Genomic DNA, 22682 nt, shown 5'->3' on the forward strand with positions numbered 1-22682 from the left:
CTACGAGGCGGGGTCCCGGGGGAAAAATGGTGGGTTCGAGGCGAGGCGCGTTCCGAGCACGCGCCGACGCGCCGACGCGAACTTACGCGACGAGCAGTTCTTCGCCGCGGTCGACGACGATGCGGCACGGCGGCGACATCTTGTTGTACGCGCGGCGGAAGGCGTCCTTCGCCGTTTCGGCGTCCTCGACGTCGCAGTAGATGGTGAACACCGTCTCCCCCTTGGGGATGCGAGCGGCGGTCCCGACGACCTTCCCGAACGACTGGCGCATCCCGTCGGAGACGCGGTCCGCACCCGCGCCGGTCGCCTGCTTGTTCTCGCGGATGACGTGGTGCGGGAACTTGCGCAGAATCATCTTGTACTGCTTTTCGCCCGCGTGCTTGAGCATGAGGCGGTTGGCAGACAGACGCGCGGATTCGAGCGACCCGTGGCGAATCTGCACTTCCTCTTCGACCTTCAGGCTGATCTGGACGGGGTAGTCCTCGGGGTCGGCCTGCAGGTCGCCCATGTTGTGCTGTGCGATCTTCGAACCGGGGATACCCGTGATGTACTCGCGTCGGGTGTACGCCGGGTTCGTAATCTCCCGGTACATAGAGGCGGGTTTGTCTGACATGGTTACTTGTGAAACCGAAGGGTCAGGCGGGCTAAAAACGCTTCGAAGCTTCATTCGCCCGCCGCGGTCGTGTCAGCCCCTCGCACGCCGGTTCGTCGCAGGGACCGACCGTCCCGGCCGGGAGACAGTCTTATGCGCCGCCGCCGCCACGGTTCTGTCCATGCTGCTCGTCTGCGACTGTATGCCTGCGGACGGCCCCGCGTACTTCACCGACGCGCTCGCCGACCTCGCGCTCGACGGCCGCGAGGGGGCCGTTCACTCGATTCCCGTCGACGGCCTCCCGACGCTCTCGGACGTCGACGCCGTCGTCCTCACCGGGAGCACCGCGGGCGTTTACGAGACCGACGAGCGACCGTGGCTCGACGACGCGCGCCTGCTCGCCCGCGACCTCGTCGCCCGCGAACTGCCCACGCTCGGCGTCTGTTTCGGCCACCAACTCGTCAACGACGCCCTCGGCGGCACGGTCGAAGCCGGCGACCAGCGCCGCGGTATCACCGACGTGAACCTCGACGACGACCCGCTGTTCGACGGCGTCTCCGGACGTATCCCGATGGTTCACGGCGACTACGTCGTCGCCCCCGGCGACCGCATGGAGACCGTCGCCGCCGCGGACTACTACGACCACCTCGCCACCCGCCACGAGGACGCGCCCGTCTGGACGGTCCAGTACCACCCCGAGTTCACAGCCGGCCTCCTCGACCGTATCGACGACGACTTCGGTTGGCCCGACGACGACGCCGACCGCGACTTCGACGACGTGACGGCCGACCGAACCCTCGAGAACTTCGTCGCCGCCGCCGGTCTGGACTGATTAGGCGTCCGCGTCGGCGTCGGTTTTCTCGTCCTCGTCTTCTCCTTCGTCCCCGCTTTCACTCTCGTCCTCCTCGACCGGCGGTTCGCCCGTCTCGGGGTCGAGCGCGACGAACTCCAGCCCCTCGCGGTCGAGCATGTCGGTGGCTCGCTCCGTCACCGACGGCGCGACGAGGACGCCCCGAATCGGCTCGTCGTCACCGAACTCGCGGTGGAGCGCGTCGACGTACCGGCGAAGCTGACTCGCCGCCGAGGGACCGACGCGCCGCCGTTTCAACTCCACGACGACCGGAACGCCCGCTGCGTCCTCGCCGAAGATGTCGATAGCGCCCGCGTCGCTCTGTCGCTCGGTTTCGAGCGGCTCGAACCCCGGTTCGAGGACATCGGGGTCCGAGAGGATGTGCTGACGTAGGTCCTCCTCGCTGCCGACGAGTTCGAGGTCGCTCCGGTCGTTGACGGCGTAGGCCGAACACTGCTCGACGCGCTCGAACTGTACGTCGAGGCGCTCGTCGGGGCTCGTGCGCGTGCTTCTGACCCGAAGCCGGCCGTCGCGGACGCTCGCGGAGTGGGTACAGCCCGGCGGCTGCCAGTTGACGGGCGTCCGCTTTTCGTCGGTGTGGACCAGAATCGAGCCGTCCGGCTTCAGGACGACGAGCCGGTCGCCGGGGCCGAGTTCGCTCGTCGCGCGGCCGTCGTAATCGACCGTACACCGCCCGAATATCGTCACCATGTCGCCGCGCTCGAAGGCGGCTTCGAGGTGGACGAGGGCGTCGCGGTGCGTCGGCCGGTGGAGTGTGTTCACCGTCATCCGGGTGTCGTCCCGCGGTTCGTCGTCGCCGGGGATAAGCCCCGCGTCGCCGCGTCGGGGGACGCTGGTGAGACGGGTCAGTTCGCTGGCAGGCTTATGGTCTCCCCGTGCGTATCTCTCCCATGGCCCCTGACTTCGCCCAACACAACCGCATCGAGATGCCGGCCGAGGAGATAGACCGCCTGCTCCGCGAGGAGGGCGTCGGCGTCCTCTCGCTCGCGGACGACGGCGTCGCCTACGGGATTCCCCTCTCGTTCGGCTACGACGCCGACCGGGGGCGGCTCTACTTCGTCTTCCTCCGCCCCGGCGAGTCCTCGAAGAAGGCCGAGTTCGCGGAGCGGACCGCCCGCGCGAGCTTCACCGTCTGGAACGCCCCGTCGCGGGACCAGTGGGAGAGCGTCGTCGTCGACGGCGAACTCCACCAGGTCGACGACGGCGACTGGGACCGCGTCCGCGACGCGCTCGAAGACAACGCGTGGTATCCGACCCTGTTCTCGGAGACGGAGCCGATGCAGGACATCCTCGGCTGGGAGCTTCGCATCGACTCCCGGTCGGGGCTTCAGCGCCGGCGCGCGTGAGCGCCGAGTTCGAACCCCGCGGTGCCCCGCAGACTGGCCCGACTCGAAGCCTTCGACGGGTCGAGTACTTAAACCTCCCCGGATAGCGCGGGCGGAGATACCTCCCGCTGTCGGTCGTCTATCGAAGTATGAACACGTCATCTGTCTCCGCCGTCGAACAGTCGTTGACCCGAAACTCGCGCCGCAGCCACGTCCTCTCTGACCCGTCGAGTGCCCTCTCGGCGCTCAGCGACGGCGACAGCCGGCGAATCCTCGCCGCCTGCGACGAGGCTCCGAGAACCGCACAGGAGTGCGCCGAACTCTGTGACGTGCCGCTGTCGACGGTCTACCGGAAGCTCGACCTGCTGACCGAGGCGTCGCTCCTCGACGAGCGACTGCGGGTCCAGACGGCGACGCACCACCCGCGGGAGTTCGCGACCAACTTCGACACGCTCTCGTTTTCGTTCGACGACGCCGGCGTGTCGCTCGCGTTCCGGCAGGTCGCCACCGACGGCGGCGAAGACGGCGCGGAGGGCCGGTCGCGATGACCGCGACGCGCGCCGCCGCGCGGCGGACGGAGCGAACCGAGACGGCGCTCGCCTCGCCGGAGGTGGACTGATGAGCGCGACGACGACGACGGACGACTACGAGTTCACGTGTTCGCAGTGCGGCGAGGGCTTCGCCGTCAACGGCGGGATGCGCGCCGCGGTCCTCGAACGCGGCTGTCCCATCTGCGGAAGCCCCGTCTCGGCTGACGCCTTCGACCCATGTCCCGCGTGAGTCTCGCTTTTCGGTCGCGCCCGCGACCGAACCGGCGCTCGGTCGGGGCGCTCGCCTCGCCGCGTCCCCGGCACTCGAAAAACAGTAGGCTACATATACGTGTGCCACGCGTACTACGAACCACATGAGTGACAGCGCGGACTACACATTCGTCTGCCCTGAGTGTGCGGAGTCCATGCTGGTCAACGACTCCATGCGCGACGCTCTCCTCGAAAACGGCTGTGTCGTCTGCAGCGCCGCGCTCACGACCGACGCCTTCTCGGCTACCTGAGCGCGCGCCCGCGACCGAGTCGCGACCGGGTCCGCCGATATCACCCGACTCGACTCTCTCGGGCGTGCCGAGAAGTAACAGTAATTACGTCGGCCGCGAGTCTGGTGGTACGAACCGATGTCTCTGGACCAACAGACCGAACTCTCGTCCGACGAGATACGCGAGGTCCTGTCCCGTCACGAGACGGGCGTCCTCTCGCTCGCGAAGGCGGACGAACCATACGCGATTCCCATCTCCTACGGCTACGACGGCGAGAGCGGTCGGTTCTATCTCCGACTCGTCTCCACACCCGAAAGCGAAAAACGGCAGTTCCTCACGTCGTCGCCGCGGGCCCGGCTCGTCGTCCACGAGTCGAACGACGGGAGCTATCGGAGCATCATCGCCGAGGGGACGCTCGAACGCGTCGACCCCGACGAGCTGACCGTCGAACGAATCGTCCAGTACGGCAAGGCAAAGCGTCCGCTGTTCGAAATCTGGGGCGAGACGAAGCGCGACCTCGACATCCAACTGTTCGAACTCGACCCCGAGACGCTGGGCGGGCGCGCCGTCGAACTGGACGCCCCGGAGTCCGACCAGTAATGCCCGCGGTCGTCGCCTCCGAGGCGGCCCCCGTCGCGACGGTCGTCGCTGCGGCGGGCAGCGCGTCCCGCGACGAACCTCGACCCGCCCGCTCGTAACCTCATGCCCGCCGGTATCCGCGCCACGGTCGAGTTCGACTCGCCGTCGGTCTGCCCCGTCGCCTCGGTCGCCCACTCGACGGACTCCGTCGTCGATTCCGTCTCGACCAGCGTCGTCTCCACCCCCGGCGAAGTGAGCGTCTCCGAGTTCGTCCTTGAGGCCGACGACCCGCCGGACGCGTCCGCGCTCGAACCCATCTTCTCCTACGGTTCGAAGCACCTCTACCGCTACACTCACGACGGGAGCGCCGACTGTCCCTGCGAGTGCCTCGGGGAGTTCGGCTGTCCGGTCGACCGCTACTTCGCCCAGCGCGGCAGCCTGACGCTCGTCTTCCACGCCGCCGACTACGAGCAGTTACAGGCCGTCATCGGTGAGCTTCGCGACCGCTTCCCCGGCCTCGACATCAAGCGCCTCGTGCGCTCGCCCACCGGCGACGCCCCCGGCGACAGCGTCTTCGTCGACCGCGGGAAGCTCACCGCCCGCCAACTCGAAGTCCTCCAGACCGCCTACGACATGGGCTACTTCGAGCGCCCGCGCGGGGCCAACGCGACCGAGGTCGCCGCCGAACTCGACATCAACCAATCGACGTTCTCGGAACATCTCGCCGCCGCCCTGACGAAACTGCTCGGCGACGTGCTCGAAGAAGGATAGCGACCCGCCGCCGTCGCCGCCGGCCCCCCTCGCCACCCGAGTCCGACGGGAGTATATAAACGTCCCACGCTATCGGGGTTGTCAGTTGGTCCCCGTTCGCCGGTTCTACAACAGTATGAGTCAGGCTTCGCTCCCGTTCGATTTCCGCTCTGCAACGGCCGCCTCCGAACCCCGCGTCGTCGACGACCACGACGAGGTCGACGCGCTCTTTTCGCTTCTCGAAGACGACGACTGCCGACGCATCCTCGACGCGACCGACGGTATCGCCCGCTCTGCGAGCGAACTCTCCGAGGCGTGCGACCTCCCGCTTTCGACCACCTACCGAAAGCTCGACCCGCTCGTGGACGCCGGCCTCCTCTCGAAGCGCCTGCGCATCTCGCGGTCCGGAACTCACACGGCCGAATACGAACGCACCGTCGACGACGTGACCGTCTCCGTCACCCCGTCGGGCGTCGAGGTCCGCGTCTCGCACCGCGACGTGGCGCAGTCGGCGTCGGTGACCGCCTGAGCGTCGCCCCGTCTGAGCGCCGCGCTCGCGCGGCTCCCGTCCCGTACTCGCCATCGACAGCGCCGAACGACGCGGTTCGCTGTGCCTACTTAAGATTCTCCTCGTCGTATCGTCGTCGTGTACTCCAACCGCATTCCTGTCTTACTTATCGCAGTCCTCGTGCTTCTCGCCGGGTGCGCCGGCGGCGCGGATGTCGCCCCGGCCGCCGACGCCGACGACACCGATACTCCCACCGACGGCGGTGGCAGCGCGGACACCGACGCGTCGAGCGACGGCGACGACTTCGAACTGAGCGACCCCGAGCGCCTGCTCCCCGACGCCGGGAGTTTCACCGTCAGTTGGTCGTACGCCGGCGTCGACGCGGACGGCGTCGAAACCGCGGTCACCCGCGAGTTCGCCGCCGACCTCGACGCCGAACGGTCGTACAGTCGCACGACCTCGACGACCGACGGGCAGTCCGACGCGGGCGGCGTCGAGCAGTACGTCGCCGACGGCGTGACGTACGTCCGCGTCGGCGGCGACGACGGGGCCACGTACACCTCGTACGAGGGGTCGACGGAGGTCCTCGCCACCGCCATCGCGCTCTCGCAGGCCCGCGCGTACGGCGCTGACGACGACCTGACGTTCGCCGGCACCGAGACGTTCGACGGCGCGTCCGTCGAACGCTACGAACTGTCGGCCGCGAACGAGGCGCTGATTCTCGCCGGGTCGGCCGCGGCGCAGGGCGAGCCCGGAACTCTGGAGGTCACGAGCTTCGAGTACGTCGTCCTCGTCGACGAAGACGGCCTCTCGCGCCACGAATCGTGGTCGTTCTCGGGGCGGATGGACGACGGGTCCGAGGTGAGCGGGTCGTGGGAGTACTCGCTCACGGGCGTCGGCTCGACGACCGTCGAGGAACCCGCGTGGCTCGACGAAGCGCGGGCGTAGGGGGCCGGTTTGGGGTCCGTGTCTCGGTCTTCAATGAGGCCTCCCGGATTTGAATCTCACCCGCCCGCTCACTTTGTTCGCGTCGCTCGCGGGAACGGGGACAGCTCACTCTTCAGTCGAGTTCGTACCACTCTCGAATGAGAATCGCGTAGAAAACGGATGCCGCCTCCCGGATTTGAACCTCACTCGCAAATCAGAGATTTGCTCGCTGGTTCAGAATCCGGTCGGGTCGAATTTTCACTGCTCACGACTCGGTCGCTTCGCTCCCTCGGTAGTTCGCAGGAAAATGCCGCCTCCCGGATTTGAACCGAAAGAAGGCTCACTCCGTTCGACTTCTTGGGTTCAAATCGGTCCGGCGTCGTTTCTTCGATTCTTCGCGTCGCTCAGAATCTCAGAATATGCCGCCTCCCGGATTTGAACCGGGGACAGCTCGATCTTCAGTCGAGTGCTCTCCCAGTCTGAGCTAAGGCGGCGCGATTCGACAGACGCGCAGGAGCGAAAAAACCATTTCGAATTGCGGCGCTACGACCCGCCGTACTCCGACTCTTCCCACCCCGTCACGTCGCTCGGGATGAGTTCGCCGTTGACGTGCCACTCGCGCGGGCGGAACGAGATGCCGAGCAGCGTCGCGTAGAACCCGGCGACGAACGCGACGATGATGTTTCCGGGGACGCCGCCGATGCCGGCGCTCCCGACGAGAGTCGTTCCGTCCGTGTACGTCGTCAACTGGATGACCCACGCGGCGAGCATCACGAGGAACAGCGGCAGGTACACCCGCCGGAGCCGGTGAGCCAGCGCCTCCTCGAAGGGGATTTTCATGTTCGGCGTGCGGTAGTCCTCGCCGAGTTTCTCCCGCCAGTTCTCGTCGAGGACGCCGCCGTCCGGGTCGAGCGCGTACGCCCAGACGTTCTGCTGAATCAGCCGAACTCGAGAGCGCCAGATGTCGTACGCGCGGAAGCGACGCGCCTCGATACTGAGGAAGATGCTCAGCGTCACCACTCCGATCAGGATGAGGTAGTGCGGATGCGTTTGTGCGGAAAACGACCACGTCAGAATCCCGGCCATCAGCGTAATCGCCCAGTTGCTGGTCCGGTCCAGCCGCTCCCGCCACGACTTCATCCGGTGTATCTCTCCCCGATAGAGGTGCGCAAACGACGACCCCGGCCCCATCGTCTCGTCGAAGACGCCCGCGCCGATGTGGGTGTCGTCCATTCCCGCGGGAGGTTCCAGCTCCCCGTCGTCAGACATTGTTGTTCGTTTGATGCACAACTGCCGGAGGATAAGAGCCTTCTGGGTTACGGGCCGAGGAAGGTGTCTCCTGCGCTCCGGCCGGCCTCGCACCGGACGGTCCCGTAGCTCAGGAGTGTGAAAAAACGCTCAGAAATCGATTCGTCTGGTACTGAATTCGGAAACCGAATTACAGGCGCGTGACGTTCGTCGCGCGCGGGCCCTTGGGGGCCTGTTCGATGTCGAACTCCACTTCCTGACCCTCTTCGAGGTCCGGACCGCCAACATCTTCCATGTGGAAGAACACGTCGTCGTCCGCGTCGTCAGTAGAGATGAAACCGTAACCGCCAGTGTCGTTGAAGAAGTCGACCTTACCTTTCGCCATTGCGACTGTACAACGACCCTGCGGACGGATAACCTTTCCGCATGTGTGGGTATCGCTCGCCCAGTCGACGACTCGCCACCGAGCGCCGCCGCTCGCGGTCGTGAAAAACGGAGGAAAGTTCGTCAGTCTGTGAATGTACTGCGGTGAACGGAAGCCTGCTTAGAGGCGGGTGACGTTCGTCGCGCGGGGGCCCTTGGGGGCCTGCTCGATGTCGAATTCGATTTCCTGACCCTCTTCGAGGTCCGGACCGCCAACATCTTCCATGTGGAAGAACACGTCGTCGTCCGCGTCGTCAGTAGAGATGAAACCGTAGCCGCCAGTGTCGTTGAAGAAGTCGACCTTACCTTTCGCCATTGCCTTTGAAACCAACTACCTCACGCTGATAAGTCTTCTGAAGCACGCCTCGGCTTCCCGTAGTGCGATATAGACGACTCTCCGTGGTTGAACCGCCCAGATTCCGCGTCGTTCGTATTGCGTCGTTGAGAATTCGGTCGTCGTTTTTCCGAGGTGACTCTCGGCCCCGACGTTCTATGTCGCTCCCCGCCTCCCGGATTTGAACCTCACTCGCTCGCTCACTTCGTTCGCGTCGCTCGCTGGTTCAGAATCCGGTCGGGTCGCATTTTCACTGCTCACGACTCGGTCGCTACGCTCCCTCGGTAGTTCGCAGGAAAATGCCGCCTCCCGGATTTGAACCGAAAGAAGACTCACTCCGTTCGACTTCTTGGGTTCAAATCGGTCCGGCGTCGTTTCTTCGATTCTTCGCGTCGCTCAGAATCTCAGAATATGCCGCCTCCCGGATTTGAACCGGGGACAGCTCGATCTTCAGTCGAGTGCTCTCCCAGTCTGAGCTAAGGCGGCTCGCACTCTTCCGAAGCCGGACCGCATCAAAAAGACTTTCGAATCGCCCGTCGGCGCTGGGTCAGCGGTGCCGACCGCCCGTCGCGCTCGCCCGCGCCCGCTCCGCCCGCGAACGAATCCCTTTGAGCATCTTCCGTTCCATGGCGAACTGGACCGGCTCGACGACTAACCGATTCACCGCGCGCTCGCGGAGCGTCTCCGACCGCCCGCGGAATCTGACGACCAACCGCGTCGCACCGGGTGCCACCTCGTGCAGCGCGAAGCTCCACGTCGCCCGGCTCTCGCCGGTCTCCCAACCCGGCGCGCTCAACACGAGGCAGCGCTCGGTGTCCACGAAGGCGACCCGGAACGACGGCGCGCCCGACCCCGGCGGGCCGAGCCGTATCTCGTCGCCCACGTCGAGTCGCTGGTGTTGCGGGAGGATTCGGTCCGCGTTATGAATCTGCAAGCCGAACAGGTTCTCCAGTCGCTCGTAGCTGTAAAAGCCGCCGCGGCCCTGTCCCAACTGGACGAGCCACGGCCAGACCGCTCGCGCGGGGGCCATAATCGTAATCGCCCGCGTCGAAGAAACGTCCGCGTCGCCGGCGAAGTCGTCGCCGGGGAGCCAGCCCGTCGCCTCGTCGTCGGTCGTCCCCCAGCGTCTGTGCCACGGCCGAACCGCGAGGAGGTACGTCCCGACGACGCCGATTCCCGCGAGACCGAGTGCCCGGATGAGTCGTCTCGTGCCCATTGCCTTCACCGTTCGTGCCCCCTTGGAGAGGGGGTGAGATAACCCTACCCCCGAGCGTCCGCGACCCGAACGGCCGCGACCCAGACGACCCCGCCGAGGACCGCGCCAGCGAGGTTCGCCCCCGCGTCAGCGACGCCGAACGACCGGTACGGGAGCACCGCCTGCACGACCTCGATACCCGCTCCGAACGCGCCGGCGGCGAGGGCGGCCGCCGCGACCTCGTCGCGCCCCCTCGCGCGCACCGCGGACGCGAAGGCGAAGCCGAGACCGGCGTACCCGGCCGCGTGGACCCATTTGTCGAGGCCGACGACTCCGAGCGGTCCCATCGGTGCGAGGCTCCCCGGCGGCGTCGGCGCGACCGACGCCGCGAAAACGCCGAGCGCGTACCCGAGGGCGACGGCCGCCCGCCGCGGGTTCTCGCGGAGTCGCGTGATTGGGTTCACTACCCGGTGGTGGGTCCGTCTCGGGCTAAAGGGTTCGTGTCTTCGTGGCTTCGAACGCGACCACACGGAACTAAATAGCAGGTGGAAGACACGTTTCGACTACCGTGTCACTACTCCCCCGCTGGTTCACGTCGAAGAACTTCGCAGTACAGCTCGTCATCCTCGCGTTGGTGCTCGACCCGGTCGGGTTCGTCGGCGGCTACCTCCTCGGTCCGTCGCTGGGCGTCGACCCGCTCGTCGGCGGCGCGTTCGGTCTCGTCGCCGCCAGCGTCCCGATGTCGCTGCTCGTGATGCAACGGAGCGTGTGAGTCGGCGGTTTGGTTGCTCGGGCGGATTCGAACCTCGGTCGCTCACTCCGTTCGCTCCCTGATTCGAATCGCCCTCACGGAACAGATTTGTGACTCACCGTCCGGTTCGTCACAAAATCTGATGGGCTCGGGCGGATTCGAACCACCGACCTCAGCCTTGTAAAGGCCGCGTCATAACCAACTAGACCACGAGCCCTGCACCTCAATCGAACCGGTTCGCGCTCATAACGGTTTTCGTTTCGCCCGACCCCCGGAACCCTTAGACGCGCGGCGAACGTCACGTCCGGCAATGACATCTCGTACGCGAATTGCCCTGCTGGTCGCCGTCGTCGTCGCGGTTGCGAGCGTCGCGTACCTCACCAACCCGGCGGTCGTCCCCGGTTCGACCGACGGCTACGAACGGACCACGCTCACCGTCGTCGACGACGAGACCGGCGAGACCCTGGCGACCGTGGACGCCCGCGTCGCCGACACCCGCGCCAAGCGCTTTACCGGCCTGAGCGACACCGAATCGCTCGCCGAAAACGAGGGGATGTGGTTCGTCCACGACTCCTCGGGCACCTACGCCTACGTGATGCGCGACATGGACTTCCCGCTGGACATCGTCTTCGTCGCCGAAAACGGCACTATCACGCGCATCCACCACGCCGAACTCGACCCCGAGGGGACGAGCGAGTCCGACCTCACCCGCTACCGCGGAACCGGGAAGTACGTCCTCGAACTCCCCTACGGCTACACGAACGAGACCGGCATCGACGCGGGCGACCGAGTCGAAGTCGAGTAGAAGCGAAACGCCCGAAGGGCCGGCGACCGTTGACCCGACCATGACAGCACACGTCGCGGCGCTCTCCGAACTCGAAGGCTGGCGCGCCGAGGAGTTCGCCGCGCGGGTCCACTACCGCGGGGCTGACGACGCTTACAGCATCGAGTACTACGAACCGTCCGACTGCGTCCTCTACTGGAAGGTGAAAGGCGACGGCGAGGTCGCGGTCCCCGTCGGCCGCGACACGGTTCCCGACCCGCTGCGCGAGCGCGTCCGACAGGACCTCGTCGAGGCCGGCGTCGACCCCGAGGTCGAAGACCGAGTCGTCTGAGCGCCAAGCGCGACGACGCGTCCGACTCGCCTACCAGTCGGCGTTGCAGTACGTCACGAATACTGATACGTAGTTGGTATGCATCTCACAATATCTGTATTTGTGCCGACGTGTTGTAGTTGAACGGGTGTCATGTCGACTCGACTCACGAGGAGAAGAGCGCTTCGGGGGCTGGGCCTCGCCGCGCTGCCGGCGCTCGCGCCGGGCGTGTTGCAACCTCGGACCGACGAGGAGTTGCTTTCGGGATGTGCGAGCATCACCGAGTCGGGGCGGTACTCCCTCGACGAAAACCTCGACTGTCTGGAGATTCTCGCCGACGACGTCCGTGTCGACGGCCGGGGCTACGCCGTGAACGGTGAGACGACGATTTCGGGCAGTCGCGTCTCGATAACCAACATCGTGCTGACGAAGGGCGGGCGAATCACCGATTCGAGCCGGGTGACGATTGCCGACTCGCAGGTCGTTGGCTATCCGGACGATTGGAGACCACAGTTCGTCCTCGCGGATTCCTCGCGCTGTGCGGTGACGAACACGAGTTTCTTCACGCCGAGCGTCAGGGGCGTGATTCTCGACCGAGTTGAGCGAACCCGATTCGAGTCGTGTACGCTCGTCAGTCCGGTCGTGCTCACGCTCACGGATTCGCACCGAAACGAGTTCGTCGACTCCGAGTTTAGAACCGATACCATCCAGGTCTCGCTGTACGGGAGCACGCAAAACAGCTTCCAACGGAATCTCGTCGACGGAGAAGGTCCCGGCTTCCAACTCCGCGACAGCCACCGAAACCGCTTCGTCGAGAACGAGGTCGATATCATCATCGCCGGGTTCGAACTCGTTGGAAGCGACCGTAACGCGATTCACAGGAACGTCGTGACGACCGGCCTCTTGGCTCACGGCGTCACACTGGAGGACTCCCACCGCAACCGACTCACCCAGAACGACCTCTGCGGCGTCAGCCAACAGCCGGTCGTCGAATCCGGCGGTTCGAGCAGGAACACGGTTCGGAACGCCTCCTGTTGAGCTACCGGCGGCTCGCTCCCTCACCCGAGTACTTTACTGCGAGCGCCCCCTGAACGGTTGTCGTGTCCCCTGAAACCGACGACGACCCGTTCGAGGACCAACGCGAGCGGGTCGACAACCCGATGCGGCGGTTGTTTGCCGAGTACGGCCGCGAGAACACCTTCGAGTTCGTCGTGGGCGTCCTCGCGAGCGTCGCCGCCCGCGTGCTCGACCTCATGCCGCCGGTCATCCTCGGCCTCGCCATCGACGCCATCATCCGGCAGGAGACGTCGTTCGCGGCCGGCTTCCCCGTCCTCCCCGAGGCGTGGATTACCCCGTACGTCCCGGCGACCAGAGACGGCCAGTTCCTCTTGGCGGTCGGCATCATCGTGTTCAGTTTCACCGCCGGCGCGGTGTTCCACTGGCTCCGCAACTGGGGATGGAACGCCTACGCCCAGCAGATTCAACACGACGTTCGGACCGACACCTACGACCGGATGCAGCTGCTCAACATGGACTTCTTCGCCGACAAGCAGACCGGCGAGATGATGTCCATCCTCTCGAACGACGTGAATCGCCTCGAACGGTTCCTCAACGACGGGATGAACTCCTTTTTCCGCCTGTTCGTGATGGTCGTCGCCATCGCGGTGGTCCTCCTCTCGTACAACTGGCAGCTCGCGCTCGTCGCCCTGTTGCCGGTCCCGCTCATCGCGCTTTTCACGTGGAAGTTCGTCGATATCATCCAGCCGAAGTACGCCGACGTGCGCTCGTCGGTCGGCAAGCTCAACTCCCGGCTGGAGAACAACCTCGGCGGCATTCAGGTCATCAAGACGTTCAACGCCGAGTCCCACGAGTCCGACCGCGTCGACGGCGTCTCGATGGACTACTTCGACGCCAACTGGGACGCCATCAACACCCGCATCAAGTTCTTCCCCGCGCTCCGCATCCTCGCCGGTATCGGCTTTTCGCTCACCTTCGTCGTCGGCGGCCTGTGGGTCATCAACGGGCAGGGCCCCGGCCCCTTCACCGGCGACCTCGAAATCGGGGAGTTCGTCACGTTCATCCTGCTCACCCAGCAGTTCGTCTGGCCGCTGGCTCAGTTCGGGCAGATTATCAACATGTACCAGCGCGCCCACGCCTCCAGCGCCCGCATCTTCGGCCTGATGGACGAGCCCGCGCGGCTGGCCGAACAGCCCGACGCTCCCGACCTCGCCGTCTCCGAGGGCCGCGTCGAGTACGACGACGTGACCTTCGGCTACGGCGACGGCGAGACCGTCGTCGAGGACATCTCCTTCGAGGTCGACGGCGGCGAGACGCTCGCGCTCGTCGGCCCAACGGGCGCGGGGAAATCGACGATTCTCAAGCTCCTGATGCGCATGTACGACCCCGACGAGGGGCGCGTCAGCGTCGACGGCCAAGACGTGCGCGACGTGACTATCTCCAGCCTCCGCGAGTCAATCGCCTACGTCAGCCAAGAGACGTTCCTGTTCTACGGGACCGTCCGCGACAACATCACCTACGGGACGTTCGACGCCGACGACGAGGCGGTCATCGCGGCCGCCAAAGCCGCCGAGGCCCACGAGTTCATCTCGAACCTCCCCGAGGGCTACGACACCAAGGTCGGCGAGCGCGGCGTGAAGCTCTCGGGCGGCCAGCGCCAGCGCGTCTCTATCGCTCGCGCCATCCTGAAAGACCCGGACATCCTCGTCCTCGACGAGGCGACCTCGGACGTCGACACCGAGACCGAGATGCTCATCCAGCGCTCGCTGGACGAACTCACGGCCGACCGGACGACGTTCAGCATCGCCCACCGCCTATCGACCATCAAGGACGCAGAACAGATTCTCGTCCTCGAAGACGGCCGCATCGTCGAGCGCGGCACCCACGACGACCTCCTCGCGGAAGACGGCCTCTACGCCCATCTCTGGGGCGTGCAGGCCGGCGAAATCGACCAACTTCCCGACGAGTTCGTCGAGCGCGCCGCCCGCCGGCAGGCCGAGGTCGACGCCGGCAACGACTGAGCGAAGCGCCCATCACTAAGGGCGGGGCCGCCCCTTCTGTCGGCATGCGACTCTCCGAGGCCACCTGGACCGAGGTCGCCGACCTCGACGCCGACCTCGCGCTCCTCCCGGTCGGAAGCACGGAACAGCACGGTCCGCACGCGCCGCTCGGCACCGACGCGCTCAACGCCGAATCGGTCGCCGAGGCCGGGGCCGAGGCGTTCGACGGCGAGGTCGTCGTCGGCCCGACTATCCCGGTCGGCGTCGCCGAGGAACACCGCGCCTTCGACGGCACGCTGTGGGTCTCCCCGGACACCTTCCGCGCGTACGTCCGCGAGACTATCGAATCGCTCGCCCACCACGGGTTCGACCGCGTCGTCGTCGTCAACGGCCACGGCGGCAACATCGACGCGCTCGCGGAGCTCTGCCGGCGCGTCTCGCGGGCGGGCGACGTTTACTCGGTCGCGTTCACGTGGTTCGACGCGGTCGGCGACCACTCCTCGGACATGGGCCACGGCGGCCCGCTGGAGACCGCGCTCCTCCGCCACACGCACCCCGAACTCGTCCGTGAGGACCGTATCGACGAGGCCCGCGCGGGCGGGTCCGACCGCTGGGGCGAGTGGGTCTCGGGCGTCAACCTCGCCCACGACTCCGACGAGTTCACCGACAACGGCGTCGTCGGCGACCCCGCCGAGGGCAACGCCGACCGCGGCGCGGAACTGGAATCGCTCGCGGCCGACTCGCTCGCGTCGCTCCTCGACGCGGTCGAAAGCCGGCAACTCGACTGAACGGCCCGCGGACGCGGACCGGCGAGCCGGTCTACGGATTACTCCTCTTCTTCGTCTTCGTCGTCCGAGCTGGCGACTTCCGCCGCCTCGGCCGCGTCGGTGAGCGCGCCGCGGAGTTGCGGCATCGTGTTGGTGAGTTCCCCGACGAGTTCGTGGGCCTCCTCGACCATCTCGATGAGTGCTTCGAGCTCTTCGATGGCCGCTTCGAGGTCCTCGGGGTCGTCGAACGCCTCGGCGCGCTGGCCGATGACGTACCACTTCTTGGCCTGTCGGACGTGCTCGGCCGCGCCCTCGACGTCGAGCGAGGAGCGGAGGCCGTTGAGGACGCCGAGGACGTTGTCGGCGTCGGCCTCCCACACGTCGTCCGGGTCGGGAAGCGCCGACCGGGCCTCGCCGAGATGTTCCTCGACGTCGGCGCGCATCTCCGCCGCCGCCTCTCCGAACAGGTCGTCGTCGCCGAGCGTGCTTTGACTCATGCTCACACGTTCGGCGCGCGGGGGTTTAAAAACGACCCCGAAAGTGAAAGTGAAATCGAACGACTCCGGAGTCGTCGCCGGCGGATTCTCAGTCCACGTCGCCGAGGTAGACCGCGCCGCGTGCGTCGCCCATCTCGTCGGAGTCGCCGCTCCGGAGTCGGTCACCGAGCGGGCCGGGGAAGAACCGGACCTCCCCGAGTTCGTCGAGGGGGAGCCACCGTACGCCGACCTGGACCGAATCGCGCTCCGTCGGGTCGTCCGGCTCGTCTCCCACTCGCTCGCACCAGAAGAAGTGGTCTACTTGATGGCCGTCGTCGTCTCTATCTTCGTAATGCGTCGAGGGCACGAAATCCCTGACGTACGCGAGCGACCCGACGGCGACCTCGTAGCCGGTTTCCTCGTACACCTCTCGGCGGACCGTCTCCGCGAGCGACTCGCCGCGCTGCTGGCCGCCGCCGGGCGCGACGTACCAGTCCTCGCCGTCGGTGCGGTACTGAATCGCGAGGAGTTCGTCGTCGCGGACGACGAGTCCGCGGGCGGCGCTTCGCGGGCGGGTCATTCGACCGACACGAGCTTCATCAGCGGGTAGCCGTCTTCCATCTCCATTTCGGTCCGGACGCGGACGCCCTCGTAGTCGATTTCCATCTCGACTTCCATGAACCGCCCCGTGAGTTCCGTGTAGTCGGCGGTCGACCCGGCGAGTTCGGCGTCCAGCGCGTCGTCGAGAATGTGGATGGAGACCGACTCGCAGTGCGGTTGGTTCTCGATGGCCTCGGCCATGGCCCGTTCGAGGCTCCGGGCGCTGTCGGGCGAAACCGGCGTGCCGGCGAACTGGTGATAGAGCGTCCCGAACTTGATGCCCGCCTCGAAGCAGGCCGTCTGCGGGTCTGTGACCATACCGGGAACACCGTCGCTCCGGGTTAAAGTTCGGCGGTCCGAAGGGTCCAGCGAGCGCGAACCGGTCCTTACTTAGCCTCCCTCGCCGGACGTTACACCGAATGGACCAGCCGGTTTTGCTGACGGGGGCTGGCGGGCGCGTCGGCCAGGCGATACTAGGGCACATCGGCGACGCCTACGACTGGCGGCTGTTGGACCGCGAGCCACTCTCCGACGAGAAGATTCCCGATTCGGTCGACTCCACGGAGGTGTACGTCGCCGACGTCACCGACGAGACCGCCGTGCGAAACGCCATGGACGGCGTCCACGCCGTCATCCACCTCGCGGGCGACCCGCGTCCCGAAGCGCCGTGGGACAGCGTCCTGCGGAACAACATCGACGGCACCCAACAGATGTTCGACGCCGCGGTCGACGCCGGCGTCGAGAAGTTCGCGTTCGCCTCCTCGAACCACGCGGTCGGGGCGTACGAAACGACGGACCGGACGCCCGATATGTACCGCCCGCACCACGAGTTCCGACTCGACGGGACGGAACTACCGCGCCCGAGTAACCTCTACGGCGTGAGCAAGGCCGCCGGCGAGACGCTCGGCCGCTACTACCACGACCACCACGACATCTCGGTCGTGAACGTCCGCATCGGCAACCTCACTCAGCACCATCCGCCGAAGGAGTACGAACGCGGGCAGGCGATGTGGCTGTCGTACCGCGATTGCGGGCATCTCTTCGAGTGCTGTATCGAGGCCGACTACGACTACGAAATCGTCTACGGCATCTCCGACAACGACCGTAAGTACTACTCCATCGACCGCGCTCGGGCGGTGCTCGGCTACGACCCGCAGGACAACTCCGCCGAGTTCACCTTCGAGGGCGAACCGCTGGACGAAGCCTGATTGCGGCGTCGGAACTCCGACGTTTGGCCCCGTCGAACCCCGATTCCGATTCTTCGGCTAGCCCGTCGCGTGACCCGGCCGGGTATAGACGCGCGAACGTGCCGGGGGAAAACTTATAGAAATACGACACGTCGGTGGACGTAATGACGCCACTGGGTTCCACCGCGGAGGACGCGGGAGTGTCGCTCCGCGACGCGGTTTTACTCGTCTGCTCCCTGTTCGTCTTCCACCTCGGTCGAGGATGGGCGCGCGGACTCGTCGAAGGGGAGTATCTGATAGGCATCGTCGGCTTGCTCCTCGCCCTCGCCCCGGTCGTCTGGCTCCTGTTCGTCATCAGAAAGGCGTACTTCTGAGACGGTCTCGCCTCCAGCGACGTTCGACGACTCCCCTCTTTGCTCACTCGAACAGGCCGCTCACGTCGTCTTCGCGGCGTCGCCGCCGGCGGACGTGCTCGCTCAATCGCTGAAACACCAGTCCGCGCTGGGCTTCGTTCCGCACGAAGTCGAACACCATCGCCGTGAACTGCGTCTGTTCCCCGTCGGCGACCTCTTCGTGGGCGTACCCGACCGCGTCGGCGACGACCGACTCGTCGTAGCCGTCCAGTTCCTCCGCGAGCGTCTCGGCCGCGACCGCGACGGCGTCGAAATCGAGGTCGTCGTACGTGACGACCCGGCCGTCGAGTCGGAGCGCGGGCGGGTCGGCGGCGACGCCGGGGTCGGCTTCGAGGCGCGCGAGAGATTCTCGAACGCCGGCGAGGTCGACGCCGCGGTAGTCGTCTGCGAGGCCGTCGAGGTACTCCCGCGCGCTCCGAGCGAGGCCGACCGCGCCGGAGTCGTTGCCGTCGCGGGCGTGGTGGACCGCCGCGGTGAACTGGATGAGCCCGTGGAGAAACCGCTCGTCGTCACCCCCGCGGTCGAGCGACAGCCACTTTGACTCCCACGCGCCGTGGGCCGCCCGGTACGCGCCCGCGTTGTAGATGGCGACGCCTGCGCGAAGCGAATCGTCCATGCGAACCGTTCGCCGTCCACGAGTAAAGATTCCGCGAAGGGCGCGCTCCCGCGGCGTAGGGCTTGCATACTTATCCCTCTCGGGAACATATGAGGTATGATAGCACATGAATGCCCTCGAAACCCTCGTCCGAGGTGTCGAACGATGACCCAGTCCCCGGTTTGTATCCGCTGCGGTGAGCAGTATCTGTTCACGCGGGCGTACAAAGGCAACTACTGTCGGGACTGCCACGGGTCGTGGGCCGCGAAGCCCCGGTCCGAGGAGACGCCTCGCCCCCGTCCGCAGCGGTCGCGCACGACCTCGTCGGTCCGCCGCCGCGAGGACGACGAGCGGTCGCCCGGCCTCGAACCGCCGTACGACGAGGCGTAAGCTCGTTTTTCGGTCCGGACTGCCGAGTGCGCTCGGCGCTCCGTCGGTCGGTCCAACGCCACGTCCCGGCGGGTAGGCACCCGTTAGCGACGGTTAGGAGCTGATTTTTCCGTCGATTGACCCGACCGGTGTCACTATACGTCGCCCGGACGAGCGCTATCGAAATGTCGTCCGAGTCGATTACCGTCCATCTCGTCGGGGATTCCACCATGGCCGACAAGGGGGCGCACGAACGCCCGGAGACCGGGTGGGGAATGCCCTTTGCCGACCGCTTCGACGACGCCGTCACGGTGGCGAACCACGCCCGAAACGGTCGCAGCACCCGCACGTTTCTGGAAGAGGGTCGCTGGCGTCCCGTCGCCCGCCAGTTGACCGAGACCGACTACGTGTTCGTCCAGTTCGGCCACAACGACGAGGTGCCGTCGAAAGAACAGCACACGACCGAGGCGGCGTTCGTCGACAACCTCCGGAAGTTCGTCGGTGAGACGCGCGAACAGGGGGCGACGCCCGTGTTGCTCACGCCCATCGCGCGCCGCCAGTTCGACGACGGCGGCGTCCCGAAAGACACCCACCGCGCGTACGCCGACCTGACGAGAACCGTCGCGCTCGACCGCGACGTGCCGCTCATCGACACGGACGAGCGAACGCGGGCGCTCTTGGCTGAACTCGGCCCCGACGCGTCGACGGCGCTCTACAACCACCTCGAACCGGGCGAACACTCGAACTATCCGGAGGGAATCGCTGACGACACGCACTTCAGCGAGCACGGGGCGCGCCGCATGGCCGACGTGGTGCTCGGCGGGGTCGCAGAACTGGACCTCGGACTGGCCGCCCACGTCGAGTCCTGACGAGCGGTGAACCCGGTCGCGACGATATCGCTCGCTGTTCAGGTCTCCGGAGAGACGGTGTACCGCCCCGAGAGCGCAGAAGGCTCTCGAAGGTCGGGTCCAAAGAGAAACGTCCACAGAGCTTCGGTGAAGACGGATCCTCGCTTCGCTCGTCGTGTAGTTCCTCGTAGAAACGTCCTGACGGAGATTTGAACTCCGGTCCCTGGCTCCGCAAGCCAGGAGGATAGTCCACTACCCTATCAGGACTGTCTTGCTGCATCCTTCGGTACTCGACGGTTACTTAAGACGGTTACGATGTGAACTCCCAGTGAACCGCGGGACCACGGCACGAGGCGGGCGTCGGTGTGCGTGTCGTACGCAAGGACTTTTTCGCGAGCGGGCCTAGTTTCGCACGTGAATCGACGCGCGCTCCTCCTCGGAACAGCCGGGCTGTGCGCCTCGCTCGCGGGGTGCGCGAGCGGCGGCGACGCGGCGGAGGGGTCGACGGCGAGCACCGGCACCGAGACCGGAACCGCGTCGCCGACGGCGACGGAGACGCCCCGCCGCCCGCGACTCGTCGGGCGGTCGTTCACGCCCGTCCGCGCCGACGCCTGCTCGGCGGACGGCGGGGCGCTCGCGTCCGAGACCGAAACCGGCGTCTCCGTCGTCGGGTGCGTCACGGGGGCGACCGACTGTTCTATCGCCCGACTCGCGCGCGCCGACTACGACGCGGCGTCGGACACGGCCACGCTCGTCGTCGAGACCGTCGAGCGAGCCGACGCGGAGAACTGCGCCGAATCGCCGGTCGTCCGCGGCTACGAGGCGACGCTCCGATTCGAAAGCGGCCTCCCCGGCCGGGCGGTCGTCGTCCACGACGACGCGGACGGTCGTCGAGAGGTCGCCCGCATCGATATGGACACCTGAGGCGTCCGAAGGTTCAAATCCGGGGCCGCGACCACCCCCGTTATGTCGCTCGATTCGCGCGGTCGGTTCGGCGGTCCAATTCGGAGGAAAACAACGCTTAAGCGCCGCCCTTCCCTGTTCGTCCATAGTATGAGTACGACGCTCGGTCTGCCGCGACGCGCGCGCTTCGTTCCGGGAGGTGACGCCTGATGGGCGTCATCCGGGAGGTCTACGACGACCTCGACACCGATGTCGAGTTCGAGGAGTTCGAAGCGGCGGTCAACGACAAGGTCGAACAGATGGGCGGCCTCGCCGACGAGGAGACGGCGGCGATGCTCATCGCCCACGAACTGCGCGACGAGGAGGTCAACGGCATCGCCGACATCGAACCCGGCATGGAGGACGTGAAGTTCCTCGCCAAGGTCGTCAGCATCGGCGAGGTTCGGACGTTCGAGCGCGACGGCGAGGACGAAGACGGGCGGGTCGTCAACATCGAGGTCGCCGACGAGACCGGTCGCATCCGCGTCTCGCTGTGGGACGAGATGGCCGCCGGCGCGAAGGAGAATCTCGAAGTCGGCACCGTCCTCCGCATCGGCGGTCGCCCGAAGGACGGCTACAACGGCGTCGAAGTCAGCGCCAGCAAGGTCGAAGAGGACCTCGACGCCGAGGTCGACGTGCAGGTGCTCGATAGCTACCGCGTCGAGGACCTCGCGCTCGGCCTCTCGGACGTGAACCTCGAAGGCAAGATTCTCGACGCCGGCACCGTGCGAACGTTCGACCGCGACGACGGCACCGAGGGCCGCGTCTCGAACCTCTCGGTCGGTGACCCGACCGGTCGCGTCCGCGTCACGCTCTGGGACGAGCGGGCGGACCTCGCCGAAGAACTCGAACCCGGCCAGTCGGTCGAGGTCGTCGACGGATACGTCCGCGAGCGCGACGGCTCGCTCGAACTCCACGTCGGCTCCCGCGGCGCGGTCGAACCCATCGACGAGGACATCGAGTACGTCCCCGAGACGACCGACATCGGCTCGCTCGAACTCGGTCAGACGGTGGACATCGCCGGCGGCGTCATCGAGGCAGACGGGAAACGCACCTTCGACCGCGACGACGGCTCCGAGGGGCAGGTCCGAAACATCCGCGTCAAGGACGGCACCGGCGATATCCGGGTCGCCCTCTGGGGCGAGAAAGCCGACGCCGACGTGGACCTCGCGGACTACGTCGTCATCACCGACGCGGAGATAAAAGAGGGCTGGCAGGAGGACCTCGAAGCCTCCGCCGGCTGGCGGTCGTCCGTCGCCGTGATGGACGAGGCACCCGAGGGCGCGGCCGGCACCGACGCCGGCGGGTCGGCACCGACGCCGCCCAGCGACCAGGGCCTCGGCGCGTTCTCCGGCGACGGGTCGTCCGGTGGCTCGTCCGGGTCGTCCGACGACACGTCCGCCGCGAACGGCGGGTCCTCGTCGGACGCGTCCGCGGCCGAGTCCGCCGGCGAGGCGGTCGAGTTCACCGGGACGGTCGTACAGGCAGGAACGCCGGTCATCCTCGACGACGGCACGCAGACCAAGACCGTCGACACCGACGCCGACCTCGGCCTCGGCGACGAGGTGACCGTCTCCGGGACGGAGACCGACGGCCGCATCAGCGCCGAGTCGGTCGAAGTCCACACTGGCGCACAGCAGTAGGACGAATAGACCACCGGTCGCCGGTCGCCGGTCACCCACCGCCCCGCCGTCGGCGGGCCGTCGAACCTGACTCATCGTTCGCCCGGTTTTCGCGGCTCTTCGGCGCGAAATCCGACCGCTCGGGAGCGCTCCGTGCGATAAAATACAGAAGGGGCCGCGACGGAAAGGATTATACGCCGCACGGACCCGATATGTGGG

At 66.6% G+C, this 22682-nt stretch carries 32 protein-coding genes and 4 tRNA genes; 21 read left to right on the plus strand and 15 right to left on the minus strand.

The features are described 5' to 3' along the window. Nucleotides 1-82: 82 nt before the first annotated feature. The gene (locus DVK03_RS02595; protein WP_004044437.1) at nucleotides 83-613 is read right to left on the minus strand and encodes a 50S ribosomal protein L16; all 531 of its coding nucleotides are present in this window, start codon (nucleotides 611-613) and stop codon (nucleotides 83-85) included. Nucleotides 614-773: 160 nt separating this feature from the next. On the opposite strand from DVK03_RS02595, the gene DVK03_RS02600 reads away from it, so the two are divergent. Next, nucleotides 774-1424, plus strand: coding sequence for a type 1 glutamine amidotransferase (locus DVK03_RS02600; RefSeq protein ID WP_115802152.1), 651 nt, complete (start codon nucleotides 774-776; stop codon nucleotides 1422-1424). Here the strand turns inward: DVK03_RS02600 and nucS are convergent, their stop codons facing one another. Beyond that, a complete protein-coding gene (gene nucS, locus DVK03_RS02605; RefSeq protein WP_115802153.1) occupies nucleotides 1425-2231 on the minus strand; it encodes an endonuclease NucS in 807 nt (268 codons plus the stop codon). A gap of 122 nt (nucleotides 2232-2353) precedes the next feature. Between nucS and DVK03_RS02610 the strand changes: the two genes are divergently transcribed. The 8 genes from DVK03_RS02610 to DVK03_RS02640 all read left to right on the plus strand — a co-directional run bounded on the left by DVK03_RS02610 (nucleotide 2354) and on the right by DVK03_RS02640 (nucleotide 6603). Next, nucleotides 2354-2809 (plus strand): pyridoxamine 5'-phosphate oxidase family protein, encoded by a 456-nt coding sequence (locus DVK03_RS02610; protein WP_004044434.1) that lies wholly within the window; start codon nucleotides 2354-2356, stop codon nucleotides 2807-2809. A 128-nt stretch (nucleotides 2810-2937) separates the two neighbouring features. Continuing rightward, on the plus strand, nucleotides 2938-3336 hold the full coding sequence (locus tag DVK03_RS02615; RefSeq protein ID WP_004065264.1) for a helix-turn-helix domain-containing protein: 399 nt from the start codon (nucleotides 2938-2940) through the stop codon (nucleotides 3334-3336). Nucleotides 3337-3406: 70 nt separating this feature from the next. Further along, a complete protein-coding gene (locus tag DVK03_RS02620) occupies nucleotides 3407-3568 on the plus strand; it encodes a zinc ribbon domain-containing protein (RefSeq protein ID WP_004065263.1) in 162 nt (53 codons plus the stop codon). A gap of 124 nt (nucleotides 3569-3692) precedes the next feature. Next, complete coding sequence (locus tag DVK03_RS19940; RefSeq protein ID WP_188148070.1) at nucleotides 3693-3839, plus strand: hypothetical protein; 147 nt, start codon at nucleotides 3693-3695, stop codon at nucleotides 3837-3839. 117 nt (nucleotides 3840-3956) lie between these two features. Then, complete coding sequence (locus DVK03_RS02625; protein ID WP_115802154.1) at nucleotides 3957-4418, plus strand: pyridoxamine 5'-phosphate oxidase family protein; 462 nt, start codon at nucleotides 3957-3959, stop codon at nucleotides 4416-4418. 102 nt (nucleotides 4419-4520) lie between these two features. Continuing rightward, nucleotides 4521-5168 carry a helix-turn-helix domain-containing protein gene (locus DVK03_RS02630; protein WP_115802155.1) on the plus strand — a complete coding sequence of 216 codons (648 nt, stop codon included), beginning with the start codon at nucleotides 4521-4523 and terminating at the stop codon, nucleotides 5166-5168. Between the two features lie 115 nt (nucleotides 5169-5283). Continuing rightward, entirely contained in the window at nucleotides 5284-5676 is a 393-nt protein-coding gene (locus tag DVK03_RS02635) for a helix-turn-helix domain-containing protein (protein ID WP_004044428.1), read from the plus strand. A 117-nt stretch (nucleotides 5677-5793) separates the two neighbouring features. Further along, nucleotides 5794-6603: a hypothetical protein gene (locus tag DVK03_RS02640; protein ID WP_115802156.1), complete on the plus strand. Its 810-nt coding sequence runs from the start codon at nucleotides 5794-5796 to the stop codon at nucleotides 6601-6603. A gap of 399 nt (nucleotides 6604-7002) precedes the next feature. Here DVK03_RS02640 and DVK03_RS02645 read toward each other — a convergent pair. The 7 genes from DVK03_RS02645 to DVK03_RS02675 form a co-directional block, all read right to left on the minus strand. Continuing rightward, a tRNA-Phe gene (locus DVK03_RS02645) sits at nucleotides 7003-7076 on the minus strand. A 49-nt stretch (nucleotides 7077-7125) separates the two neighbouring features. Further along, a complete protein-coding gene (locus DVK03_RS02650; RefSeq protein ID WP_115802157.1) occupies nucleotides 7126-7851 on the minus strand; it encodes a DUF2270 domain-containing protein in 726 nt (241 codons plus the stop codon). Nucleotides 7852-8020: 169 nt separating this feature from the next. Beyond that, nucleotides 8021-8215, minus strand: a complete 195-nt coding sequence (locus DVK03_RS02655) for a cold-shock protein (RefSeq protein ID WP_004057909.1) — start codon at nucleotides 8213-8215, stop codon at nucleotides 8021-8023. 159 nt (nucleotides 8216-8374) lie between these two features. Beyond that, nucleotides 8375-8569, minus strand: a complete 195-nt coding sequence (locus tag DVK03_RS02660) for a cold-shock protein (RefSeq protein ID WP_004057907.1) — start codon at nucleotides 8567-8569, stop codon at nucleotides 8375-8377. A gap of 430 nt (nucleotides 8570-8999) precedes the next feature. Beyond that, nucleotides 9000-9073: transfer RNA gene (locus DVK03_RS02665), tRNA-Phe, on the minus strand. Between the two features lie 61 nt (nucleotides 9074-9134). Beyond that, a complete protein-coding gene (locus DVK03_RS02670; RefSeq protein ID WP_004065258.1) occupies nucleotides 9135-9803 on the minus strand; it encodes a hypothetical protein in 669 nt (222 codons plus the stop codon). Nucleotides 9804-9847: 44 nt separating this feature from the next. Beyond that, complete coding sequence (locus tag DVK03_RS02675; protein WP_115802158.1) at nucleotides 9848-10246, minus strand: VanZ family protein; 399 nt, start codon at nucleotides 10244-10246, stop codon at nucleotides 9848-9850. A gap of 104 nt (nucleotides 10247-10350) precedes the next feature. On the opposite strand from DVK03_RS02675, the gene DVK03_RS02680 reads away from it, so the two are divergent. Then, complete coding sequence (locus DVK03_RS02680) at nucleotides 10351-10554, plus strand: hypothetical protein (protein WP_004044421.1); 204 nt, start codon at nucleotides 10351-10353, stop codon at nucleotides 10552-10554. Nucleotides 10555-10676: 122 nt separating this feature from the next. On the opposite strand, the gene DVK03_RS02685 is transcribed toward DVK03_RS02680, so the two are convergent. Further along, nucleotides 10677-10750, minus strand: a tRNA-Val gene (locus DVK03_RS02685). Between the two features lie 93 nt (nucleotides 10751-10843). Here DVK03_RS02685 and DVK03_RS02690 point away from each other — a divergent pair. From DVK03_RS02690 to DVK03_RS02710, 5 genes are all read left to right on the plus strand, one after another. Then, a complete protein-coding gene (locus DVK03_RS02690) occupies nucleotides 10844-11338 on the plus strand; it encodes a DUF192 domain-containing protein (protein ID WP_115802159.1) in 495 nt (164 codons plus the stop codon). Nucleotides 11339-11378: 40 nt separating this feature from the next. After that, nucleotides 11379-11648 (plus strand): hypothetical protein, encoded by a 270-nt coding sequence (locus DVK03_RS02695; protein ID WP_004044418.1) that lies wholly within the window; start codon nucleotides 11379-11381, stop codon nucleotides 11646-11648. A gap of 132 nt (nucleotides 11649-11780) precedes the next feature. Next, entirely contained in the window at nucleotides 11781-12665 is an 885-nt protein-coding gene (locus tag DVK03_RS02700; RefSeq protein WP_115802160.1) for a NosD domain-containing protein, read from the plus strand. 62 nt (nucleotides 12666-12727) lie between these two features. After that, the gene (locus tag DVK03_RS02705) at nucleotides 12728-14665 is read left to right on the plus strand and encodes an ABC transporter ATP-binding protein (RefSeq protein WP_115802161.1); all 1938 of its coding nucleotides are present in this window, start codon (nucleotides 12728-12730) and stop codon (nucleotides 14663-14665) included. A 44-nt stretch (nucleotides 14666-14709) separates the two neighbouring features. Then, nucleotides 14710-15432, plus strand: coding sequence for a creatininase family protein (locus DVK03_RS02710; RefSeq protein WP_115802162.1), 723 nt, complete (start codon nucleotides 14710-14712; stop codon nucleotides 15430-15432). A gap of 38 nt (nucleotides 15433-15470) precedes the next feature. Here the strand turns inward: DVK03_RS02710 and DVK03_RS02715 are convergent, their stop codons facing one another. The 3 genes from DVK03_RS02715 to DVK03_RS02725 form a co-directional block, all read right to left on the minus strand. Next, the gene (locus DVK03_RS02715; protein ID WP_115802163.1) at nucleotides 15471-15908 is read right to left on the minus strand and encodes a DUF5790 family protein; all 438 of its coding nucleotides are present in this window, start codon (nucleotides 15906-15908) and stop codon (nucleotides 15471-15473) included. A gap of 88 nt (nucleotides 15909-15996) precedes the next feature. Beyond that, nucleotides 15997-16467 carry an NUDIX domain-containing protein gene (locus DVK03_RS02720; RefSeq protein WP_115802164.1) on the minus strand — a complete coding sequence of 157 codons (471 nt, stop codon included), beginning with the start codon at nucleotides 16465-16467 and terminating at the stop codon, nucleotides 15997-15999. Next, the gene (locus tag DVK03_RS02725) at nucleotides 16464-16805 is read right to left on the minus strand and encodes a dihydroneopterin aldolase family protein (protein ID WP_115802165.1); all 342 of its coding nucleotides are present in this window, start codon (nucleotides 16803-16805) and stop codon (nucleotides 16464-16466) included. Before DVK03_RS02725 ends, DVK03_RS02720 begins: the two co-directional genes overlap by 4 nt. A 101-nt stretch (nucleotides 16806-16906) precedes the next feature. On the opposite strand from DVK03_RS02725, the gene azf reads away from it, so the two are divergent. After that, nucleotides 16907-17695 carry an NAD-dependent glucose-6-phosphate dehydrogenase gene (gene azf, locus DVK03_RS02730; RefSeq protein WP_004065250.1) on the plus strand — a complete coding sequence of 263 codons (789 nt, stop codon included), beginning with the start codon at nucleotides 16907-16909 and terminating at the stop codon, nucleotides 17693-17695. Nucleotides 17696-17838: 143 nt separating this feature from the next. Then, a complete protein-coding gene (locus DVK03_RS02735) occupies nucleotides 17839-18048 on the plus strand; it encodes a hypothetical protein (RefSeq protein ID WP_115802166.1) in 210 nt (69 codons plus the stop codon). 43 nt (nucleotides 18049-18091) lie between these two features. On the opposite strand, the gene DVK03_RS02740 is transcribed toward DVK03_RS02735, so the two are convergent. Continuing rightward, complete coding sequence (locus DVK03_RS02740) at nucleotides 18092-18703, minus strand: DUF309 domain-containing protein (RefSeq protein ID WP_115802167.1); 612 nt, start codon at nucleotides 18701-18703, stop codon at nucleotides 18092-18094. Between the two features lie 144 nt (nucleotides 18704-18847). On the opposite strand from DVK03_RS02740, the gene DVK03_RS02745 reads away from it, so the two are divergent. Continuing rightward, complete coding sequence (locus tag DVK03_RS02745) at nucleotides 18848-19072, plus strand: hypothetical protein (RefSeq protein ID WP_115802168.1); 225 nt, start codon at nucleotides 18848-18850, stop codon at nucleotides 19070-19072. A gap of 164 nt (nucleotides 19073-19236) precedes the next feature. After that, nucleotides 19237-19920 carry a rhamnogalacturonan acetylesterase gene (locus DVK03_RS02750; protein WP_115802169.1) on the plus strand — a complete coding sequence of 228 codons (684 nt, stop codon included), beginning with the start codon at nucleotides 19237-19239 and terminating at the stop codon, nucleotides 19918-19920. Between the two features lie 173 nt (nucleotides 19921-20093). Here DVK03_RS02750 and DVK03_RS02755 read toward each other — a convergent pair. Then, a tRNA-Arg gene (locus tag DVK03_RS02755) sits at nucleotides 20094-20166 on the minus strand. Nucleotides 20167-20313: 147 nt separating this feature from the next. Between DVK03_RS02755 and DVK03_RS02760 the strand changes: the two genes are divergently transcribed. Together DVK03_RS02760 and DVK03_RS02765 are read left to right on the plus strand one after the other, a co-directional pair. Next, complete coding sequence (locus DVK03_RS02760) at nucleotides 20314-20823, plus strand: hypothetical protein (protein ID WP_115802170.1); 510 nt, start codon at nucleotides 20314-20316, stop codon at nucleotides 20821-20823. A 188-nt stretch (nucleotides 20824-21011) separates the two neighbouring features. Next, nucleotides 21012-22484 (plus strand): single-stranded DNA binding protein, encoded by a 1473-nt coding sequence (locus tag DVK03_RS02765; RefSeq protein WP_115802171.1) that lies wholly within the window; start codon nucleotides 21012-21014, stop codon nucleotides 22482-22484. Nucleotides 22485-22682: the final 198 nt, after the last annotated feature.

This window comes from Haloferax sp. Atlit-109R (genome assembly GCF_003665865.1).
In the GTDB taxonomy this organism is placed as follows: domain Archaea; phylum Halobacteriota; class Halobacteria; order Halobacteriales; family Haloferacaceae; genus Haloferax; species Haloferax volcanii.

What these genes read in the sequence shown, in the direction of transcription:
- DVK03_RS02595 (WP_004044437.1), bottom strand. Translation starts at nt 613, where the DNA reads ATGTCAGACAAACCCGCCTCTATGTACCGGGAGATTACGAACCCGGCG.
- DVK03_RS02600 (WP_115802152.1), top strand. Translation starts at nt 774, where the DNA reads ATGCTGCTCGTCTGCGACTGTATGCCTGCGGACGGCCCCGCGTACTTC.
- nucS (WP_115802153.1), bottom strand. Translation starts at nt 2,231, where the DNA reads ATGACGGTGAACACACTCCACCGGCCGACGCACCGCGACGCCCTCGTC.
- DVK03_RS02610 (WP_004044434.1), top strand. Translation starts at nt 2,354, where the DNA reads ATGGCCCCTGACTTCGCCCAACACAACCGCATCGAGATGCCGGCCGAG.
- DVK03_RS02615 (WP_004065264.1), top strand. Translation starts at nt 2,938, where the DNA reads ATGAACACGTCATCTGTCTCCGCCGTCGAACAGTCGTTGACCCGAAAC.
- DVK03_RS02620 (WP_004065263.1), top strand. Translation starts at nt 3,407, where the DNA reads ATGAGCGCGACGACGACGACGGACGACTACGAGTTCACGTGTTCGCAG.
- DVK03_RS19940 (WP_188148070.1), top strand. Translation starts at nt 3,693, where the DNA reads ATGAGTGACAGCGCGGACTACACATTCGTCTGCCCTGAGTGTGCGGAG.
- DVK03_RS02625 (WP_115802154.1), top strand. Translation starts at nt 3,957, where the DNA reads ATGTCTCTGGACCAACAGACCGAACTCTCGTCCGACGAGATACGCGAG.
- DVK03_RS02630 (WP_115802155.1), top strand. Translation starts at nt 4,521, where the DNA reads ATGCCCGCCGGTATCCGCGCCACGGTCGAGTTCGACTCGCCGTCGGTC.
- DVK03_RS02635 (WP_004044428.1), top strand. Translation starts at nt 5,284, where the DNA reads ATGAGTCAGGCTTCGCTCCCGTTCGATTTCCGCTCTGCAACGGCCGCC.
- DVK03_RS02650 (WP_115802157.1), bottom strand. Translation starts at nt 7,851, where the DNA reads ATGTCTGACGACGGGGAGCTGGAACCTCCCGCGGGAATGGACGACACC.
- DVK03_RS02655 (WP_004057909.1), bottom strand. Translation starts at nt 8,215, where the DNA reads ATGGCGAAAGGTAAGGTCGACTTCTTCAACGACACTGGCGGTTACGGT.
- DVK03_RS02660 (WP_004057907.1), bottom strand. Translation starts at nt 8,569, where the DNA reads ATGGCGAAAGGTAAGGTCGACTTCTTCAACGACACTGGCGGCTACGGT.
- DVK03_RS02670 (WP_004065258.1), bottom strand. Translation starts at nt 9,803, where the DNA reads ATGGGCACGAGACGACTCATCCGGGCACTCGGTCTCGCGGGAATCGGC.
- DVK03_RS02690 (WP_115802159.1), top strand. Translation starts at nt 10,844, where the DNA reads ATGACATCTCGTACGCGAATTGCCCTGCTGGTCGCCGTCGTCGTCGCG.
- DVK03_RS02695 (WP_004044418.1), top strand. Translation starts at nt 11,379, where the DNA reads ATGACAGCACACGTCGCGGCGCTCTCCGAACTCGAAGGCTGGCGCGCC.
- DVK03_RS02700 (WP_115802160.1), top strand. Translation starts at nt 11,781, where the DNA reads ATGTCGACTCGACTCACGAGGAGAAGAGCGCTTCGGGGGCTGGGCCTC.
- DVK03_RS02710 (WP_115802162.1), top strand. Translation starts at nt 14,710, where the DNA reads ATGCGACTCTCCGAGGCCACCTGGACCGAGGTCGCCGACCTCGACGCC.
- DVK03_RS02715 (WP_115802163.1), bottom strand. Translation starts at nt 15,908, where the DNA reads ATGAGTCAAAGCACGCTCGGCGACGACGACCTGTTCGGAGAGGCGGCG.
- DVK03_RS02720 (WP_115802164.1), bottom strand. Translation starts at nt 16,467, where the DNA reads ATGACCCGCCCGCGAAGCGCCGCCCGCGGACTCGTCGTCCGCGACGAC.
- DVK03_RS02725 (WP_115802165.1), bottom strand. Translation starts at nt 16,805, where the DNA reads ATGGTCACAGACCCGCAGACGGCCTGCTTCGAGGCGGGCATCAAGTTC.
- azf (WP_004065250.1), top strand. Translation starts at nt 16,907, where the DNA reads ATGGACCAGCCGGTTTTGCTGACGGGGGCTGGCGGGCGCGTCGGCCAG.
- DVK03_RS02735 (WP_115802166.1), top strand. Translation starts at nt 17,839, where the DNA reads ATGACGCCACTGGGTTCCACCGCGGAGGACGCGGGAGTGTCGCTCCGC.
- DVK03_RS02740 (WP_115802167.1), bottom strand. Translation starts at nt 18,703, where the DNA reads ATGGACGATTCGCTTCGCGCAGGCGTCGCCATCTACAACGCGGGCGCG.
- DVK03_RS02745 (WP_115802168.1), top strand. Translation starts at nt 18,848, where the DNA reads ATGACCCAGTCCCCGGTTTGTATCCGCTGCGGTGAGCAGTATCTGTTC.
- DVK03_RS02750 (WP_115802169.1), top strand. Translation starts at nt 19,237, where the DNA reads ATGTCGTCCGAGTCGATTACCGTCCATCTCGTCGGGGATTCCACCATG.
- DVK03_RS02765 (WP_115802171.1), top strand. Translation starts at nt 21,012, where the DNA reads ATGGGCGTCATCCGGGAGGTCTACGACGACCTCGACACCGATGTCGAG.